We start from the raw sequence: 14669 nt of genomic DNA on the forward strand, positions 1-14669 counted from the left end.
TTTCATCTGTCTGGAGATACTCGGAAAAACACCTTCCAACATGCGCCAGGCACCTCCATGAGCCTGCATCTTTCCTCGCTCGCGCTGTCGCATTTCCGCTCGCACCGGCGCGCAGAAATCGCGGTGGATGCGCGTCCCGTGGCGATCTATGGGCCGAACGGGGCGGGCAAGACCAATCTCATCGAGGCGGTGTCGCTGCTGTCGCCCGGGCGCGGCATGCGGCGTGCCGCGGCGCAGGAGATCGCCCGCCGGCCCGAGGCCCTGGGCTGGCGCATCGGCGCGGAATTGCACGCCCCCGACGGGGTCCACGAGATCGACATCCGTGCCGAGGCCGGGGCCGCGCGGCAGGTCTCGATCGACGGCAAGCCCGCGCCGCAGACGGCGCTGGCGCGGATCGCCCGGGTGCTCTGGCTGGTGCCCTCGATGGACCGGCTCTGGATCGAGGCGCCCGAGGGCCGCAGGCGGTTTCTCGACCGCATGACGCTGTCGTTCTTCCCTGACCACGCCGACGCCTCCCTGACCTACGAAAAGGCCATGCGCGAGCGCAACCGGCTGCTCAAGGACCAGGTCCGCAACGCGCATTGGTACGCGGCGCTCGAAGGGCAGATGGCGCAGGCCGGCGCGCAGCTCCAGTCGAACCGGCAGGCGGCGCTGGCACGGCTGGCGCAGGCGCAGGAGGGGGCCGAGACGCAGTTTCCCGCCGCCGAACTCGAGCTGGTGTCGACCGAGGCCGACATCCCCGAGACCGCCGAGGACCTGCGCGGCGCGCTGTCCGAGAGCCGCTTCCGCGACATGGCCGCCGGGCGCACGCTGATCGGGCCGCACCGCGCCGACCTGCACGGGGTCTTCGCCGCCAAGGGCGTGCCGGCCTCGGACTGCTCCACAGGCGAGCAGAAGGCGCTGCTGATCTCGCTGATCCTCGCCAACGCGCGGGCGCTGACCGCCGACCTCGGTGCGCCGCCGATCCTGCTGCTCGACGAAGTCGCGGCCCACCTCGACGCGGGCCGCCGCGCGGCGCTTTACGACGAGATCTGCGCGCTGGGGGCGCAGGCCTGGATGACCGGCACCGGACCCGAGCTCTTCGGGGAACTCGGCGCCCGCGCACAGCGGCTCGAGGTGCGCGAGGAGGGTGGGCAATCATTCGTTGAAAACCCGCTCAACTGACACCAAATCTTGTGTCATCTGCGTGACATTGCAGGGCTTTCCCACTATAAAATCCACAAACAAGACAGAGGATGGCTAGATGGCCGAACCCGCAGGCGCGCCGCAGGAATACGGCGCGGATTCTATCAAGGTTCTCAAGGGCCTGGAAGCAGTGCGCAAGCGTCCCGGGATGTACATCGGCGACACCGATGACGGCTCGGGCCTGCACCACATGGTCTACGAGGTCGTGGACAACGGCATCGACGAGGCTCTGGCAGGCCACGCGGATTTCGTTCGCGTGAAGATTCATGCCGACAACTCGGTCTCGGTGCGTGACAACGGCCGCGGAATCCCGGTCGACATGCACCACGAGGAAGGCGTCTCGGCGGCCGAGGTCATCATGACCCAGCTTCACGCCGGCGGGAAGTTCGACCAGAACTCCTACAAGGTTTCCGGCGGTCTGCACGGGGTGGGCGTCTCGGTGGTGAACGCGCTCTCGGTCTGGCTCGAGCTGCGCATCTGGCGCAACGGCAAGGAGCACTACGCGAAGTTCGAGCACGGTGAGACCACCGAGCACCTTCGCGTCGTGGGCGAGGCTCCGGGCGAAAAGGGCACCGAGGTGCGCTTCCTCGCCTCGACCGGTACCTTCTCGAACCTCGACTTCGACTTCCACACGCTCGAAAAGCGCCTGCGCGAGCTCGCCTTCCTGAACTCCGGCGTGCGCATCATCCTCGAGGACGAGCGCCCGGCGGAACCGCTGCGGATCGAGCTGCACTACGACGGCGGCGTGAAGGAGTTCGTGAAATACCTCGACCGCTCCAAGCAGCCGATGATGCCCGATCCGATCTACATGACCGGTGAGAAGGACGGCATTGGCGTCGAGGTGGCGATGTGGTGGAACGACAGCTACCACGAGACCGTGCTGCCCTTCACCAACAACATCCCGCAGCGCGACGGCGGCACCCACCTCGCGGGCTTCCGCGGGGCGCTGACCCGGACGCTCACGCGCTACGCCACCGACAGCGGCATCGCCAAGCGCGAGAAGGTCAACTTCACCGGTGACGACGCCCGCGAAGGCCTGACCTGCGTACTCTCGGTCAAGGTCCCCGATCCCAAGTTCTCGAGCCAGACCAAGGACAAGCTGGTCTCGTCCGAGGTGCGCCCGGCGGTCGAGAACCTTGTGAATGAGAAGCTGACCGAGTGGTTCGAGGAGCACCCGAACGAGGCCAAGATCATCGTCGGCAAGATCGTCGAGGCAGCGCTGGCCCGCGAGGCCGCCCGCAAGGCGCGCGAACTCACCCGCCGCAAGAACCCGATGGACGTCAACTTCCTCGCCGGCAAGCTCAAGGACTGCTCCGAGAAGGACCCGTCCAAGACCGAGCTCTTCATCGTCGAGGGTGACTCCGCAGGCGGCTCGGCGCAGACCGGGCGCGACCGTGGCACGCAGGCGATCCTGCCGCTGAAGGGCAAGATCCTGAACGTCGAGCGCGCGCGGTTCGACCGGATGCTCGGCAGCCAGGAGATCGGCAACCTCGTGATGGCGCTCGGCACCGGCATCGGCCGCGACGAGTTCAACATCGAAAAGCTGCGGTATCACAAGATCATCCTGATGACCGACGCCGACGTCGACGGCGCGCACATCCGGACGCTGCTGCTGACCTTCTTCTACCGGCAGATGCCGGAGCTGATCGAGGGCGGCTACCTCTACATCGCGCAGCCGCCGCTCTACAAGGTGAGCCGCGGCAAGTCCGAGGTCTACGTCAAGGACCAGGCGGCGCTCGACGCTTACCTGATCGACCAGGGCATCGACGGCGCGCATCTCACGCTGGGCAGCGGCGAGGTCATCGTCGGACAGGACCTGCGACGGATCATCGACGAGGCACGCCAGCTCAAGCGCGTGCTCGACGCCTTCCCGACCCATTACCCGCGCCACATCCTTGAGCAGGCCGCCGTGGCCGGGGCCTTCGTGCCCGGCGCCGTGGATGCCGACCTTCAGGGCGTGGCCGACCGAGTGGCGCAGCGGCTCGACCTGATCGCGGTCGAGTACGAGAAGGGCTGGACCGGCCGCATCACTCAGGACCGTGGCATCCGTCTCGCGCGGATCCTTCGCGGCGTGGAAGAGGTCCGGACGCTGGACGGCCCGATGCTCCGCTCGGGCGAGGCGCGCAAGACCGGCAGCTTCACGCAGGCACTGCAGGCGATCTACTCGACCGCCTCCACGCTCGAGCGCAAGGATCGCCGGCAGGCCATCTACGGCCCGCTCGGCCTGCTCGAGGGGATCCTCGAGGAAGGCGAGAAGGGTCTGGCCCTGCAGCGCTACAAGGGACTGGGCGAAATGAACCCGGGCCAGCTCTGGGAGACGACGCTCGATCCCGACGCGCGCACGCTGCTGCAGGTGCGGGTCGACGACCTGACCGAGGCCGACGACATCTTCACCAAGCTGATGGGCGACGTGGTGGAACCGCGGCGCGAGTTCATCCAGCAGAACGCGCTCAGCGTCGAGAACCTCGACTTCTGAGCCCCTGCGGGCCGGAGGCGTGAGACAAAGGAAGGGCGGCGTGCAGGAACTGCGCGCCGCCCTTTGACTTGGTCGGGTTCATGGCGCGGGGCAGGGGCCCCGGGTCCGGGGGTCAATGGCCGCCCGAGAACACCAGTTGCTGCACCGGCATGAACAGCATCCGCAGTCGCAAACCGGCGGCATGCACCACGCCGATGGTGTCCACCACGTGCAGGAAGATCTTCCGGCCGGTGGGCAGCGTCTCGTCCTCGAGCTTGGCATGGTTGTCGGTGTAGAGCATCACGATGCAGCTGCTGCCGGGCGGGACCCGGCTGGCCTCGCCGGGGTAGAGCGGCTCGAGATAGGTCAGAACGCTGCCCGGGCGCACGTTGTCCTGCGGATCCGCGAGCCGGTCGGTGGGCCGGATCTGCCCCGCCGGGATCACGTCCTGCACCTGCGTCACGACCATGGGGATGATGTCGAGGGGTTTGGACATGCAGCCCATCTCGCCGACCATCCCGGTGTGGATGACCTGCGCCGCGATCTGGCTGAAGGCGGCCTGGAAGCGGTTGCGGCCCGACTCGGTGGGCACGAGGATCCCCGCGGGCCTCGCCAGCGGGCTGATGAAATCGCCGACCTGCAGGCCGAACTGTTCGATCTGCCCGTCGATGCCCGCGACGATCACCGTCTTGTCGAGCTCTGCCTGCGCCAGCGCCACCTGCGCCTTGGCGCTTTCGAGCCTGGCGGGGATGACCTGGTCGATCTGCTGCTGCGCGCTCTGCTGCTGCAATTCCGCCGCCTGAAGCTGCGCCTGCCGCTGGTCGACGAGGTTCTCGAGGCGCTCGATCTCGGTCAGCCGGACGGCGCTGGAGCCCTGATCGCGCAGGGTCTCGTTGCGCTCGAGTTCCTCCTGCGACTGGGTCAGGGCGGCGCGGGCCTGCGCCACGCCCGCCTCGGCCAGCGCGAGATCGGTCTCGGCGATGGTGGCCGAGACCTCGGTCTCGACCAGCTGCGCCCGCGCCGCGTCGAGCGAAGCGCGCTGCGACAGGCCGTCGAGCTCGATCAGCGGATCGCCTGCCGAGACGATCTGGTTGTTCGAGACGTGGATCTCGGAGACCCGGCCGCTGACCTGCGGGAGGATGGTGACGGTACGGAAGTAGGAGTTCACGGTGAGGCTCGCCGGGTGGTAGTAGAACAGCACCGTGATCAGCGAGATGGTCAGCATCAGCCAGATGGTGAGGCCCCAGCGCAGCTCATACCACATGGAGAAGAGCGTGATTTCGTGCCCGATCCTTTTGCCCTGACCGTAGCGGCGGAACAGGTAATCGGGCAGCAGCGAGACCAGCGAACAGAGGATCGCTTCGAGCATCGGATCAGCTCTCCTCTTTCGGTGCGTCGGGGGCGTGGGGGTGCCCATGCCCATGATGCCCGTGGGCAGGCGCGGGCTCGGGCGCCTCGGCGACGGGCTGGGGCTCTCCCAGCGCCTTGGCCTTCAGCGCGGCCAGCGAGTCGGCGATGGATTCGATCGGGGTGAGCAGGTCGGGTATCCGGAACCCGGCCACGAGGATCGCCGCCGCCCAGAACAGGTTGTTGTGGGTGAAGAGCGCCAACAGCGCGAGGATCCCGACGATCTGAAGCTGCGGATGGTTGCTCTTGTGGGCCATCCGCTCGGGGATCGCGTGCAGCGTGAGATAGAACACCCCGAGCGCGGCGACCAGGATGATCCCGAAGATCACCATCGCCGTGAACAGGACATCGCTGCCGTCGGCCCCGGCCACGTAGCCGGGGATGTGATGCGGCGCGAGCGGATGGATGGACGATTGCTCCACCAGAGACCCCCGTGTGCTGCGGAACCACGGGCATATAGGCACAGTCACGGGGGCGTGATAAGCTTTTTCTCGCCAGATCCTGCACTTAAGAGGTTTTGGCGAGATCTGGATGCTACTTACACGGGAGTCCCGCCTCGGCCCCCTGTCGCGCGATGCTCTCGGCGATCAGGGCAGGCGTGTCGGCCCAGGCGATGAAGGGCGGCAGCGTCGGGCCCTCGAAGCCCGCGGCGGCCAGCGCGGCGGGCACGTCGTCGCTCATGTGACCGGATTCCTGCGCGAAATAGGGCAGGCAGACCGCCTGCGACAGCCCCTGCGCCACGTCCTTGAGGAACGGCGGCTGTTCGATGAAGCCGGTGCGCGTCGCGGTGAAACCGAGACCCGCGTGCAGGGTCTTGGCGAAGGCATAGGCGCTGTCGGCACTGGTGCGCGACACGGCGCTGCCGTGCGCGGCGACGACCAGTGCCGTCTCGGAGGCCTGCCAGCCGCGCGCCGCGAGGAACGCGGACAACTCGCGCCGGGCGCAGGCCTGGAGCCCGGGCTCAACGCCGAAGGGTTCGAGCATCCTCACCCCCAGCGCGCGGGCCTTCTTTGCCAGAACCTGTCCGGTGAACCAGCCCCGCGCCATGAAGAACGGGTAGATCAGCGGCTTGCCCAGCCGCGCGATCTCGGCCTCGAGCTTGCCGGTGGTGGCAAGCGTGGCGCTGCCGATCTCCCATCCGGGCATCCGGGATTCGACCCTCACGGCCAGCGCCCGCAGCGCGGCCTCCTGCGAGGGCGGGTCGGATGGACTTCCATGGGCCACGATCACTGCGGACAGTGGGGGCGTCGGGGGCTCGGCCATTTCGTCGGCGACTCCTTGCAGCTGCTTGATTTGTTTTTGTTTGTGCTCGTTGGCGTAAGGGAGGGCGACGCTCGGCAGCGTCTGGATTGATGCTAGACGATTCGAACGGGTCCGTCGCCGGACCGATCCGGATTTTTGAAGATGCGTCGTGAAAGCTGCCTTTTCAACAGGTGATGGAACCGCGTGCCTTGCCGGGACGTTGAAATGGGGTTCATCCAGGAGGCCATCGTGCAGTCCCAGCGCACCGTTTGCGTCATTCTCAACGAAAGATCCGGAGACCACGCGGAAGGCGACCGTCGCGCCAGGATCGCGGCATTGCTGGGAGAGGCCGGTCTCAATGCCAAGGTGGTCACGCCGGACCGCAACCAGGACCTGACCGAGGCTGCCCGTCGTGCACTGCGCCAGAGCGGTGCCGACATGCTGGTCGCCGCCGGCGGGGACGGCACCATTGCGGCAGTGGCGGCGGCGAGCCATGACGAGGGCGTGCCGATGGGGGTGATCCCGCAGGGCACCTTCAACTACTTCGCGCGCGGGCTCGACATCCCCGAGGACATGGAAGGCGCCATCGACGTGCTGGCCAATGGCCGGCTGCACGACATGCCGCTGGGCGAGGTCAACGGCGAGGTGTTCCTGAACAACGCCAGCCTCGGGGTGTACCCTCTGATCCTTCACCGGCGCGAGAGCATCTACAACCGCTGGGGCCGCTCGCGCATTGCCGCCTACTGGTCGGTGCTGCTGGCGCTCTCGGGCTTCCGCCGCCCGCTGAAGCTGCGCATCGTAATCGACGGGCAGGAGAGGAAGGTGCGCACGTCGCTGGTCTTCGTCGCCAACAGCGCCTACCAGCTCGACCGTTTCAACCTCGACGGCGTCGAGGCGGTGCGGGACGGCAAGTTCGCGCTCTTCACCGCCAAGGGCGAGCGCAGCATCGATCTCGTGCGCACGGCGCTGAAACTGGCGGGCGGCGCGGCCCAGAAGGGCGCCGATTTCGACCTCGTGACCGCCCGCGACATCACCATCCACACCGGCCGTCCCAAGGCGCTTGTCGCCCGTGACGGCGAGAAGGCCCTGATGAAGACACCGATCCGCGTCCGGTTGCGCGACGTGCCCCTCCGAGTCATGGTGCCCCGAAACGACCCGACAGAATGACCCGAATAGCCCATATCTCAGACCTGCACTTCGGACGTACCGATGTCGAACTGCTCAACCCGCTGCTCGCCGCGGTGAACGGAGCGCGTCCCGATCTCGTTGCCGTCACCGGCGATTTCACCCAACGCGCCCGTGTTTCGCAATATCGCGAGGCCCGCGCCTTCCTCGACCGGCTCGAAGCGCCGTGGATGGCGGTGCCAGGCAATCACGACGTCTCGCTCGACAATCTCTGGATGCGGTTCATCCGGCCCTACAAGCGGTATCGCGAGCATATCTGCAACGACCTCTTCCCGACCTTCCGGGGCGCGGGGATCGTGGCGGTGGGGCTCAACACCGTCGACCGCTACCGCTGGCAGCGCGGCAAGGTGCGCTGGTTCCAGCTGCGCCAGGCCTGCCGCATCTTCGGCGAGTCCGAGGGCACCAAGCTGGTGTTGGCGCATCACCCGTTCGAGCAGGATGCCGACGTGAAGAAGAGCCTGATGCGCGGAGCCAACAAGGCCATCGAGCAGCTCTCGGACTGCGGCGCGCATGTCGTGCTCTCGGGCCACCTGCACCGCTGGCGGGCCGAACCCTTCCTGTCGCGCAAGAACCGCTCGCAGGTGCTGCAGGTTCACGTGGGTACCGGGCTTTCGACCCGGCTGCGCGGGCAGGAGAACGATTTCGCCCTGCTCGACGTGGCGCAGGACGAGGTGGCGGTGACGCGGATGATCGCCCGCGACGGTGCCTTTGCCGAGGCCGGCGTGCGCCGGTTCGTCTATGGCGACGAGGGCTGGAAGGAGCGCCGCGACACTATGTCCGCGGAGCCGGCGGGAACGGTCAGGGACCCCGCGGCGTTGCGGCACTGAGTCAACAGGAGGGGCGTCCGATGACGGAGCGCGAGACTGACACCGCCGAAAATGCCGAACACGTGGCGCATCCGCGCGACGTGCGTGCCGGACCCGGAGACGCGGGCGCCGCCGACCGGCCCAGCCATCTTCCCGAGACTGCCACCGATCGCCGCGCCGGGCGCAGTGCGACGCGGCTGTTTTTCGGACTGCTTCTTCTGGGGGTGCTGGTCGCGGTGGTCCTTGGCTGGGCGGCGATGGGCTGAACAGGGCCGGCCGTGCGCCCGGGGGCTCAGATCACCCCGAGCGCGAAGAGCGGCACCAGCGCCGCGCCCACGATGACGCAGCTTCCGAACAGCGCGAAGATACCGTCGCGTGCCAGCAGTGCCGTGGCGATCAGCATCACCGCGCCGCCGAGCAGCGAGGACGAGAACGGCACGATCTCGAGGAACGGCATCGCCGCGCCGCATAGGAAGCACAGCAGTTGCAGCCATTTGGAGAGCGGGGCCGCTGTCAGCACCCGCAGCCGGCGCTTGGAATGCTTGTCGAGCCAGTTGCTCACCACGCGCAGCTTGCCCACCGCATTGTGGGCCTTTTCGCTGTCGATGCGACGGCGCATCAGCACGTCCGGCAGCCAGAGGTGACGCCGGGACACCAGCATCTGCGCCGAGATGAAGGCGATCGCCAGCCCGCAGGCCGAAGAGAACAGTGGAATCCCCGAGAGCGGCGAGACCACCAGCAGAGCAGGAACCATCAGCGCCGGCAGGAACGAGCTCTCGCCGAATTCCTCGAACAGGTCCCGCAGTGTGAGGTCTTCTGCTTCGGTCACCCTGGATAGTCTGTCGACGATCTGCCCGACGGGCCCGTGCCCTTGTTGCGCCGCGGCTGTCATTTGGTGCGGGTCTCCTGTTACGATCGTTACTCAATGCGCGGGGCCCGTCCGGGTTCCGTTGCAACAGCCTATAGCAGATGAAAAAAGAGGCGGGCAGAGGGCTGGGCATGGTGCTACCGTCCGCCGGGTTGCCGGGCCGAATCCGGCGCAGCTCAAGGGGGGCCGCTTGGCCAAAAGCCGCGGACAGAACAGCGTCACCTGGAGAGCGAGACCCGGAGTGGTGACCCGCGCCGTCCTCAGCCACGGGATGATCTTGTCAGCCATTTTCCTGCCACCCACGGCAGTGGCCCTGATCGAGGGCGAGTGGGAACTCGCCGCGATGACCGGCGGCGCTTCGGCGCTCTGCATCGGCGCCGGGCTTGCGGGACGGCGCCTGCCACCCCCGCACGACCTGCGCGCCATCGAGGCGGTCTGCACGCTGGTGATCCTCTTTCTCTTTGCCGCGATCCTGCCGGTGCCCGCCTTTCAGGTGCTGGGGCTGGGCGTGCTGGATGCGCTCTTCGAATCCGTCTCGGGCATCACCTCGACCGGGCTATCGGTGGCGGGGGACGTCTACGACTGGCCGGTGGCCGGGCACCTGCTGCGCGGCTGGCTGCTCTGGTGCGGGGGCTTTGCCATCGCCGTGGCGGGCAGCGCGCTGATCCTCGGTCCCGGCAACGTGGCGCAGGCCATGGGCGAGGCCGGCATCGAGGAGCGCGACATCCTCAGTTCGACCCGCGATCAGGCCCGGGCGCTGCTGCGGGTCTACGCGGCGATTTCCGTGCTTGCGGTGCTGGCGCTCTGGCCGCTGATGCCCAGCTTCTGGGAGGCGCTGATGATCGCGCTCTCTGCGGTCTCGACCGGGGGCTTCTCGCCGCGCCCGGACTCGCTGGCCTCCTATCCTGTCGCGGCGCAGGTGGTGACGATGGTGGCCTGTCTCGCGACCTCGGTATCGTTGCTCTTCTACGTCTACGCCCGGCGCTACGGGCTCGGGCCGGCGTGGGAGAAGACCAATACCGGCGCCGTGCTGGGCGCGACGCTGGGCGGCGCGCTGGTGGTGGTGGGGCTTCTGCTCCTCGACCGGGAGACCAACCCGATGGTGCTGCTTCAGACCGCGCTCAACTTCATCTCGGGCATGACCACCGCCGGTTTCTCGGTGGCCCCGGTGATCGAGTACCGGCCGCTGGTCGCGCTGGTGCTCGCGGGGATGTTCGTCGGCGGCGGCATCGGCTCCACCGCCGGGGGCATCAAGATCGACCGCGCGGTGCTGCTCGCGAAAAGCGTGCGGCTCACGCTCATCCGCCTGCGCTCGCCCGCGCGTGCGGTCATCCATCTCACCGAACGCGGCCGCGAGATCGAGGAGGAGCGCATCGCCGCCATCGCCGCGATCCTGTCGCTCTATGTGGCCTGCGCCTTCGTGTTCTGGCTGATCTTCATCGCCTCGGGCATCGACCCGCTTTACGCGAGCTTCGAGATCATCTCGGCGCAATCCACTGCCGGGCTCTCGGTCGGAATCTCGGAACCCTCGCTGGCCCCCCATCTCAAGCTCGCGCTGATCGCGGCGATGCTGCTGGGGCGCCTCGAGTTCGTCGCGCTGATCGCGGCGCTCTCTCCCTACACATGGATCCGGAAAAGGAGCTGACCATGCGAGTTGTGATCGTCGGAGCCTCGCGCTTCGGTCAGGCGACTGCCAAGGAGCTGCTGGAAAGCGGTCACGAGGTCGTCCTCGTCGACGAGAACCCCGAGCGGCTGAAGTCCGCGCGCGAGACCCTGGACTGCGGCATGGTGCATGGCGACGGCTGCCTGCCCACGGTGCAGCGCGATGCCTTCGGCGATCATGCCGACGCGCTGGTGGCGCTGACCAACGCCGACGACGTGAACGTGCTGGCCGCCGCCGTCGGCCGCTCGGTCGGCTTCCCGCGCGTGGTGCCGCAGATCGTGCGCCCGGAACTGCTGTCGGTCTGCCAGGAGCTTGGCCTGAGCGACCTCATCACTCCGCATGCCACGGTGGCGCGTTCCATTGTCCGGGTGCTCGAAGACGGCGCCGACGCCGCGCTCGACCTGCGCTACTACAAGGGCGTGCAGGTGCTGGGCTACAAGATCGGCAAGCGCTGCCACGGCTGGACCGTCGCCGATTTCGAGCTGCCCGAGAAGGCGCGCATCATCGGCATCGCGCGGGGCGAAAACGAGGAGGAATTCGTCTTCGACATTGACGAGCTTTGCGAGGGCGACCGGCTGATCATCGTGGCCGCCCCGAAGGCGCACGAGAAGCTCGACGCGCTCTTCGCAGAGCCGCCGGAGCCCGCCGAAAACGGCCTCGCCGAGCGCGGCTGAGAGGGCCCCGGACGGGACGGGCCGGCTGACACAACATTTGGTTCCGAGGGGGCGGAACCTTCGCGCCCGATCCAAGGTTGAGCCGGCATGAAACGATCAGCCACCGCCCCCGATCCAGTGCTGCGCGTCTCGGTGGCGATCATGGCTGCCGGAACGCTGCTCCTTGCTCTCAAGGTAGCAGAAGACATCTTCGCCCCCCTCATGCTCGCCATCGTGGTGGGGGTCATCTTCGCGCCGCTCGCCGACCGGCTCGAACGTCTCGGGCTGCCGCGCGGCGTCGTGGCGCTCGGTATCATCATCGGCATCTTCTTCGCGATTGCGGCGCTCGCCTTCCTCGTAGAGCCCTACATCACCCTCGTTATCGACCGGATCCCTTCGATCAAGTTCGAGCTCGGCAAGCTGATGTTCGAATACCGGGGCCTGATACAGGGTATCGGCGAGGTCAGCGGCGAGATCGAGGACGCGCTTGGCGCGGCGGTCGCCGAATCCTCGGACGCTACCGGCGTGCCGACGATGAAGGACGCGCTGTTCCTCGCACCGGTGATCCTCGCGCAGGTGCTGGTGTTCCTCGGCGGGCTCTTCTTCTTCCTGCTGACCCGCAACGACATCTACCGCTGGATGGCGCACCGCATCGGCTCGGGTCCCGAGACGCCGATGATGCTCGAGCGCTTCTGTGCGGCCGAGAAAATGGTCTCGCGCTATTTCGCGGCGATCTCGGTGGTGAACGCGGGGCTTGGCCTCGCGGTGGGGGCGGCGCTGATGCTCATCGGGTTGCCCGGCGCCGTGGTCTGGGGCATCGCCGCGATGCTTCTGAATTTCGTGCTCTACCTCGGGCCGGCAGCGCTGGCCGGCGGGCTGCTGCTGGCGGGCATCGTCAACTTCGACGGGCTGATGACCTTTGCACCGATGGCGATCTATCTCGGGCTCAACATGACCGAGGCGCAGTTCGTCACGCCCTCGCTGGTCGGGCGGCACGTGCAGATCAACCCGTTCCTGATCTTCGTCGCGCTGCTGTTCTGGCTCTGGTTCTGGGGCCCGCTGGGCGGCATCGTCGCGATCCCGGTGACGCTGATCACGCTGCGTCTCTTCGACATCCTCGGCGACCGGCCTTCGCGCAATCCCGCCGCCCGGCCTGCCTGACCAGCTTACATGTCGCGACCACGGACACGCCCGCCCGGAGACCCAGGTGCGGGCGTTTTGCTGTCTGCCGAGACAATGGCGGGGCCGAGGAGGCGTGGAAAAAGAAAACCCCGCTCTCCGGGGAGGGAGAGCGGGGTATGGGGTGCGTGTCGCTGAGGGAAGTCGGGACAGGGTGCGACACGCTTAGGGACAGGACGTTCGCGCCCTTGAGATAAGAACGCCCGTCGTCTCAACCGGTTCCCGGGTCTTCAAGAATAAGTTTCACGAATTTTGCGGCGCTTGTTCAGCTCGCCGTTAAGCTGCGCGCCCAGAAGCGTGACCAGCGCGCTGACGTAGAACCAGAGCAGCAGCGCCACCACCGCGCCGAGCGATCCGTAGACCTCGTTCAGGCGGTCGAAGTTGCGCACGTAGGTGGTCAGGACCCACGACCCCAGCGCCCAGCCGAGCAGCGCCAGCACCGCGCCGGGCGTGAACCAGCGCATCCGGGCCTGCCGGCGGTTGGGGCCGTAGCGGTAGAGAAGGGCGATGGCGAAGAACACCACTGCCAGCAGGATCGCCCATTTCAGCATGCTGACCATGAGCTCCACGTGGAACGGCAGACCGAGGAAGACGAAGGTCGCCGGCACGATCACCACCGCCGCGAAGGCGACGAGCGCGGTCAGGACCAGCAGCACGGTCAGCAGAAAGGCCACGGCGAGCCGGCGGATGGCGTTCTCGCGGTGCGGCGTGTTGTACACCGCGTTTAGACCCCGGATCAGCGCCGCGACCGAGGCCCGCGAAGACCAGATCGCCAGCACGATCGAGATCACCGACGCCCATTGCAGGGTCGAGCGGTTGGCGGTGATGAGCGCCGAAATCTGTGTCGCCAGAAGGCTGTAGGCCTCTTCCGGCATGACTTCCTTCACCAGTTCCATCTGCTCGGAGATGACAATGGGGTCGGCCCAGTAGCCCCAGATCGCGATCACGGCCGAGATCGCCGGGAACAGCGAGAGGAAGGCGTAGAACGCGACCCCTGCGGCGATCAGGCCGAGGTTGCGCTCGTCCATCCGCTGCCAGGTGCCCCAGAGCGCGCTCATCCAGTCGCCGAAGGTCAGCTTGATGGCTCTGCGCGGCGCAGGCGGAGGAGGCGCCCCGGCGGGGGCGTCCTCGGGAAGGGAGGTGTCGCTCATGCCCTTGAGGATGGGGGGTGCGCTGTCGCGGCGTCAATGCGCCAACGCTGCGCGCGCGAAATAACTGACAATTAGAGACAATTTCGCACCTCAACCGGGGCTTAAGCCGAATCCGGTCCCTTGGCGCGGCACGAGGCCCTCCGGGCCCCGTCGCAGCGGCGTCCCAAGCGAAGTCGCCCCGTGACAACCCGCGCCGCGAGGCGACACCAGGATCTGCAGGAGACCCGGCAATGCCCCCCTCCCAACCGCTTTCGCCGCGACCGGCCTTCCGGCTGGCCGCGTTCCTCGCTCTCATGTGCTTCTGCGCGCTGGCGCTCCCGGCCCGGGGCGCGCCGCAATACGGCTTCGCGGGCGGTAGCTCGGTGCGGGTCATCGGCAACGACAACGGCGGGCGGCTGAAGCGGCGCTTCGCCGAAATCCGGGCGTTGCGTTCGCGCGGGGAACGGGTCGAGATCCGGGGGCGCTACTGCCTCTCGGCCTGCACGCTCTACCTCGGCGCGGGCAACGTCTGCGTCGACCCGGACACGCGCTTCGGTTTCCATGGGCCGGGCTACCCGTCACGGCCGATCCGCCGCGAGCGCTTCGAATACTGGTCGCAGCGCATGGCAACCTACTACCCGCCGGGCGTGCAGGGCTGGTTCCTGTCGCGGGCCCGCTACGTGACCTCGGGCTACCTGACGCTGATGGGGGCCGACCTGATCCGCATGGGCGTCTCGCGCTGCCGCGACAGCTGACCGGCGGGGCAGGGCCGGCCGGCCCGTCACCGGCCCGGTCATCTTTTGGGCAGCGTGAGCAGCGGCGGAACCAGTCACCCGGCCAATCCGGCGAGCAGACCACGGCCAGTCGCCCGGATAATCGGCGGCAGGCCGGGCGCG

14 protein-coding genes are annotated in these 14669 nt (G+C 67.6%); 9 read left to right on the forward strand and 5 right to left on the reverse strand.

Annotation, left to right across the window (positions count from 1 at the left end):
- Nucleotides 1–57 precede the first annotated feature (57 nt).
- On the forward strand, nt 58–1164 hold the full coding sequence (recF, locus tag BLQ77_RS05545) for a DNA replication/repair protein RecF (protein ID WP_089956441.1): 1107 nt from the start codon (nt 58–60) through the stop codon (nt 1162–1164).
- A gap of 79 nt (nt 1165–1243) precedes the next feature.
- On the forward strand, nt 1244–3661 hold the full coding sequence (gene gyrB, locus BLQ77_RS05550) for a DNA topoisomerase (ATP-hydrolyzing) subunit B (RefSeq protein ID WP_008887125.1): 2418 nt from the start codon (nt 1244–1246) through the stop codon (nt 3659–3661).
- 112 nt (nt 3662–3773) lie between these two features.
- Here gyrB and BLQ77_RS05555 read toward each other — a convergent pair whose 3' ends face one another.
- From BLQ77_RS05555 to BLQ77_RS05565, 3 genes are all read right to left on the reverse strand, one after another.
- The gene (locus tag BLQ77_RS05555) at nt 3774–5009 is read right to left on the reverse strand and encodes an HlyD family secretion protein (RefSeq protein WP_089956445.1); all 1236 of its coding nucleotides are present in this window, start codon (nt 5007–5009) and stop codon (nt 3774–3776) included.
- A 4-nt stretch (nt 5010–5013) separates the two neighbouring features.
- A complete protein-coding gene (locus tag BLQ77_RS05560) occupies nt 5014–5469 on the reverse strand; it encodes a hypothetical protein (RefSeq protein ID WP_089956449.1) in 456 nt (151 codons plus the stop codon).
- Nucleotides 5470–5581: 112 nt separating this feature from the next.
- Entirely contained in the window at nt 5582–6310 is a 729-nt protein-coding gene (locus BLQ77_RS05565; protein ID WP_089956452.1) for a CbiX/SirB N-terminal domain-containing protein, read from the reverse strand.
- Between the two features lie 204 nt (nt 6311–6514).
- On the opposite strand from BLQ77_RS05565, the gene BLQ77_RS05570 reads away from it, so the two are divergent.
- The 3 genes from BLQ77_RS05570 to BLQ77_RS05580 are packed head-to-tail and all read left to right on the forward strand — an operon-like array spanning nt 6515 to nt 8546.
- The gene (locus BLQ77_RS05570; protein WP_089956456.1) at nt 6515–7456 is read left to right on the forward strand and encodes a diacylglycerol/lipid kinase family protein; all 942 of its coding nucleotides are present in this window, start codon (nt 6515–6517) and stop codon (nt 7454–7456) included.
- Nucleotides 7453–8301 (forward strand): metallophosphoesterase family protein, encoded by an 849-nt coding sequence (locus BLQ77_RS05575; protein ID WP_089956458.1) that lies wholly within the window; start codon nt 7453–7455, stop codon nt 8299–8301. The genes BLQ77_RS05570 and BLQ77_RS05575 overlap by 4 nt, the downstream gene beginning before the upstream one ends.
- A gap of 20 nt (nt 8302–8321) precedes the next feature.
- Nucleotides 8322–8546: a hypothetical protein gene (locus tag BLQ77_RS05580; RefSeq protein ID WP_089956461.1), complete on the forward strand. Its 225-nt coding sequence runs from the start codon at nt 8322–8324 to the stop codon at nt 8544–8546.
- Between the two features lie 26 nt (nt 8547–8572).
- On the opposite strand, the gene BLQ77_RS05585 is transcribed toward BLQ77_RS05580, so the two are convergent.
- Nucleotides 8573–9172 (reverse strand): exopolysaccharide biosynthesis protein, encoded by a 600-nt coding sequence (locus tag BLQ77_RS05585; RefSeq protein WP_008886780.1) that lies wholly within the window; start codon nt 9170–9172, stop codon nt 8573–8575.
- A gap of 220 nt (nt 9173–9392) precedes the next feature.
- Here BLQ77_RS05585 and BLQ77_RS05590 point away from each other — a divergent pair, with 220 nt between their 5' ends.
- The 3 genes from BLQ77_RS05590 to BLQ77_RS05600 all read left to right on the forward strand — a co-directional run bounded on the left by BLQ77_RS05590 (nt 9393) and on the right by BLQ77_RS05600 (nt 12625).
- Nucleotides 9393–10793, forward strand: coding sequence for a TrkH family potassium uptake protein (locus tag BLQ77_RS05590; RefSeq protein WP_131821990.1), 1401 nt, complete (start codon nt 9393–9395; stop codon nt 10791–10793).
- Between the two features lie 2 nt (nt 10794–10795).
- Complete coding sequence (locus BLQ77_RS05595; protein WP_165617034.1) at nt 10796–11485, forward strand: potassium channel family protein; 690 nt, start codon at nt 10796–10798, stop codon at nt 11483–11485.
- Nucleotides 11486–11572: 87 nt separating this feature from the next.
- Nucleotides 11573–12625 (forward strand): AI-2E family transporter, encoded by a 1053-nt coding sequence (locus BLQ77_RS05600; RefSeq protein WP_008886941.1) that lies wholly within the window; start codon nt 11573–11575, stop codon nt 12623–12625.
- Nucleotides 12626–12873: 248 nt separating this feature from the next.
- Here BLQ77_RS05600 and BLQ77_RS05605 read toward each other — a convergent pair whose 3' ends face one another.
- A complete protein-coding gene (locus BLQ77_RS05605) occupies nt 12874–13794 on the reverse strand; it encodes a YihY/virulence factor BrkB family protein (protein ID WP_008887141.1) in 921 nt (306 codons plus the stop codon).
- Nucleotides 13795–14024: 230 nt separating this feature from the next.
- On the opposite strand from BLQ77_RS05605, the gene BLQ77_RS05610 reads away from it, so the two are divergent.
- Nucleotides 14025–14528 (forward strand): hypothetical protein, encoded by a 504-nt coding sequence (locus BLQ77_RS05610; RefSeq protein ID WP_089956468.1) that lies wholly within the window; start codon nt 14025–14027, stop codon nt 14526–14528.
- Nucleotides 14529–14669 lie beyond the last annotated feature (141 nt).

Source organism: Salipiger thiooxidans, from assembly GCF_900102075.1.
In the GTDB taxonomy this organism is placed as follows: Bacteria; Pseudomonadota; Alphaproteobacteria; order Rhodobacterales; family Rhodobacteraceae; genus Salipiger; species Salipiger thiooxidans.

What these genes read in the sequence shown, in the direction of transcription:
- BLQ77_RS05555 (WP_089956445.1), bottom strand. Translation starts at nt 5,009, where the DNA reads ATGCTCGAAGCGATCCTCTGTTCGCTGGTCTCGCTGCTGCCCGATTAC.
- gyrB (WP_008887125.1), top strand. Translation starts at nt 1,244, where the DNA reads ATGGCCGAACCCGCAGGCGCGCCGCAGGAATACGGCGCGGATTCTATC.
- BLQ77_RS05610 (WP_089956468.1), top strand. Translation starts at nt 14,025, where the DNA reads ATGCCCCCCTCCCAACCGCTTTCGCCGCGACCGGCCTTCCGGCTGGCC.
- BLQ77_RS05605 (WP_008887141.1), bottom strand. Translation starts at nt 13,794, where the DNA reads ATGAGCGACACCTCCCTTCCCGAGGACGCCCCCGCCGGGGCGCCTCCT.
- BLQ77_RS05595 (WP_165617034.1), top strand. Translation starts at nt 10,796, where the DNA reads ATGCGAGTTGTGATCGTCGGAGCCTCGCGCTTCGGTCAGGCGACTGCC.
- BLQ77_RS05570 (WP_089956456.1), top strand. Translation starts at nt 6,515, where the DNA reads ATGGGGTTCATCCAGGAGGCCATCGTGCAGTCCCAGCGCACCGTTTGC.
- BLQ77_RS05600 (WP_008886941.1), top strand. Translation starts at nt 11,573, where the DNA reads ATGAAACGATCAGCCACCGCCCCCGATCCAGTGCTGCGCGTCTCGGTG.
- recF (WP_089956441.1), top strand. Translation starts at nt 58, where the DNA reads ATGAGCCTGCATCTTTCCTCGCTCGCGCTGTCGCATTTCCGCTCGCAC.
- BLQ77_RS05565 (WP_089956452.1), bottom strand. Translation starts at nt 6,310, where the DNA reads ATGGCCGAGCCCCCGACGCCCCCACTGTCCGCAGTGATCGTGGCCCAT.
- BLQ77_RS05585 (WP_008886780.1), bottom strand. Translation starts at nt 9,172, where the DNA reads ATGACAGCCGCGGCGCAACAAGGGCACGGGCCCGTCGGGCAGATCGTC.
- BLQ77_RS05575 (WP_089956458.1), top strand. Translation starts at nt 7,453, where the DNA reads ATGACCCGAATAGCCCATATCTCAGACCTGCACTTCGGACGTACCGAT.
- BLQ77_RS05580 (WP_089956461.1), top strand. Translation starts at nt 8,322, where the DNA reads ATGACGGAGCGCGAGACTGACACCGCCGAAAATGCCGAACACGTGGCG.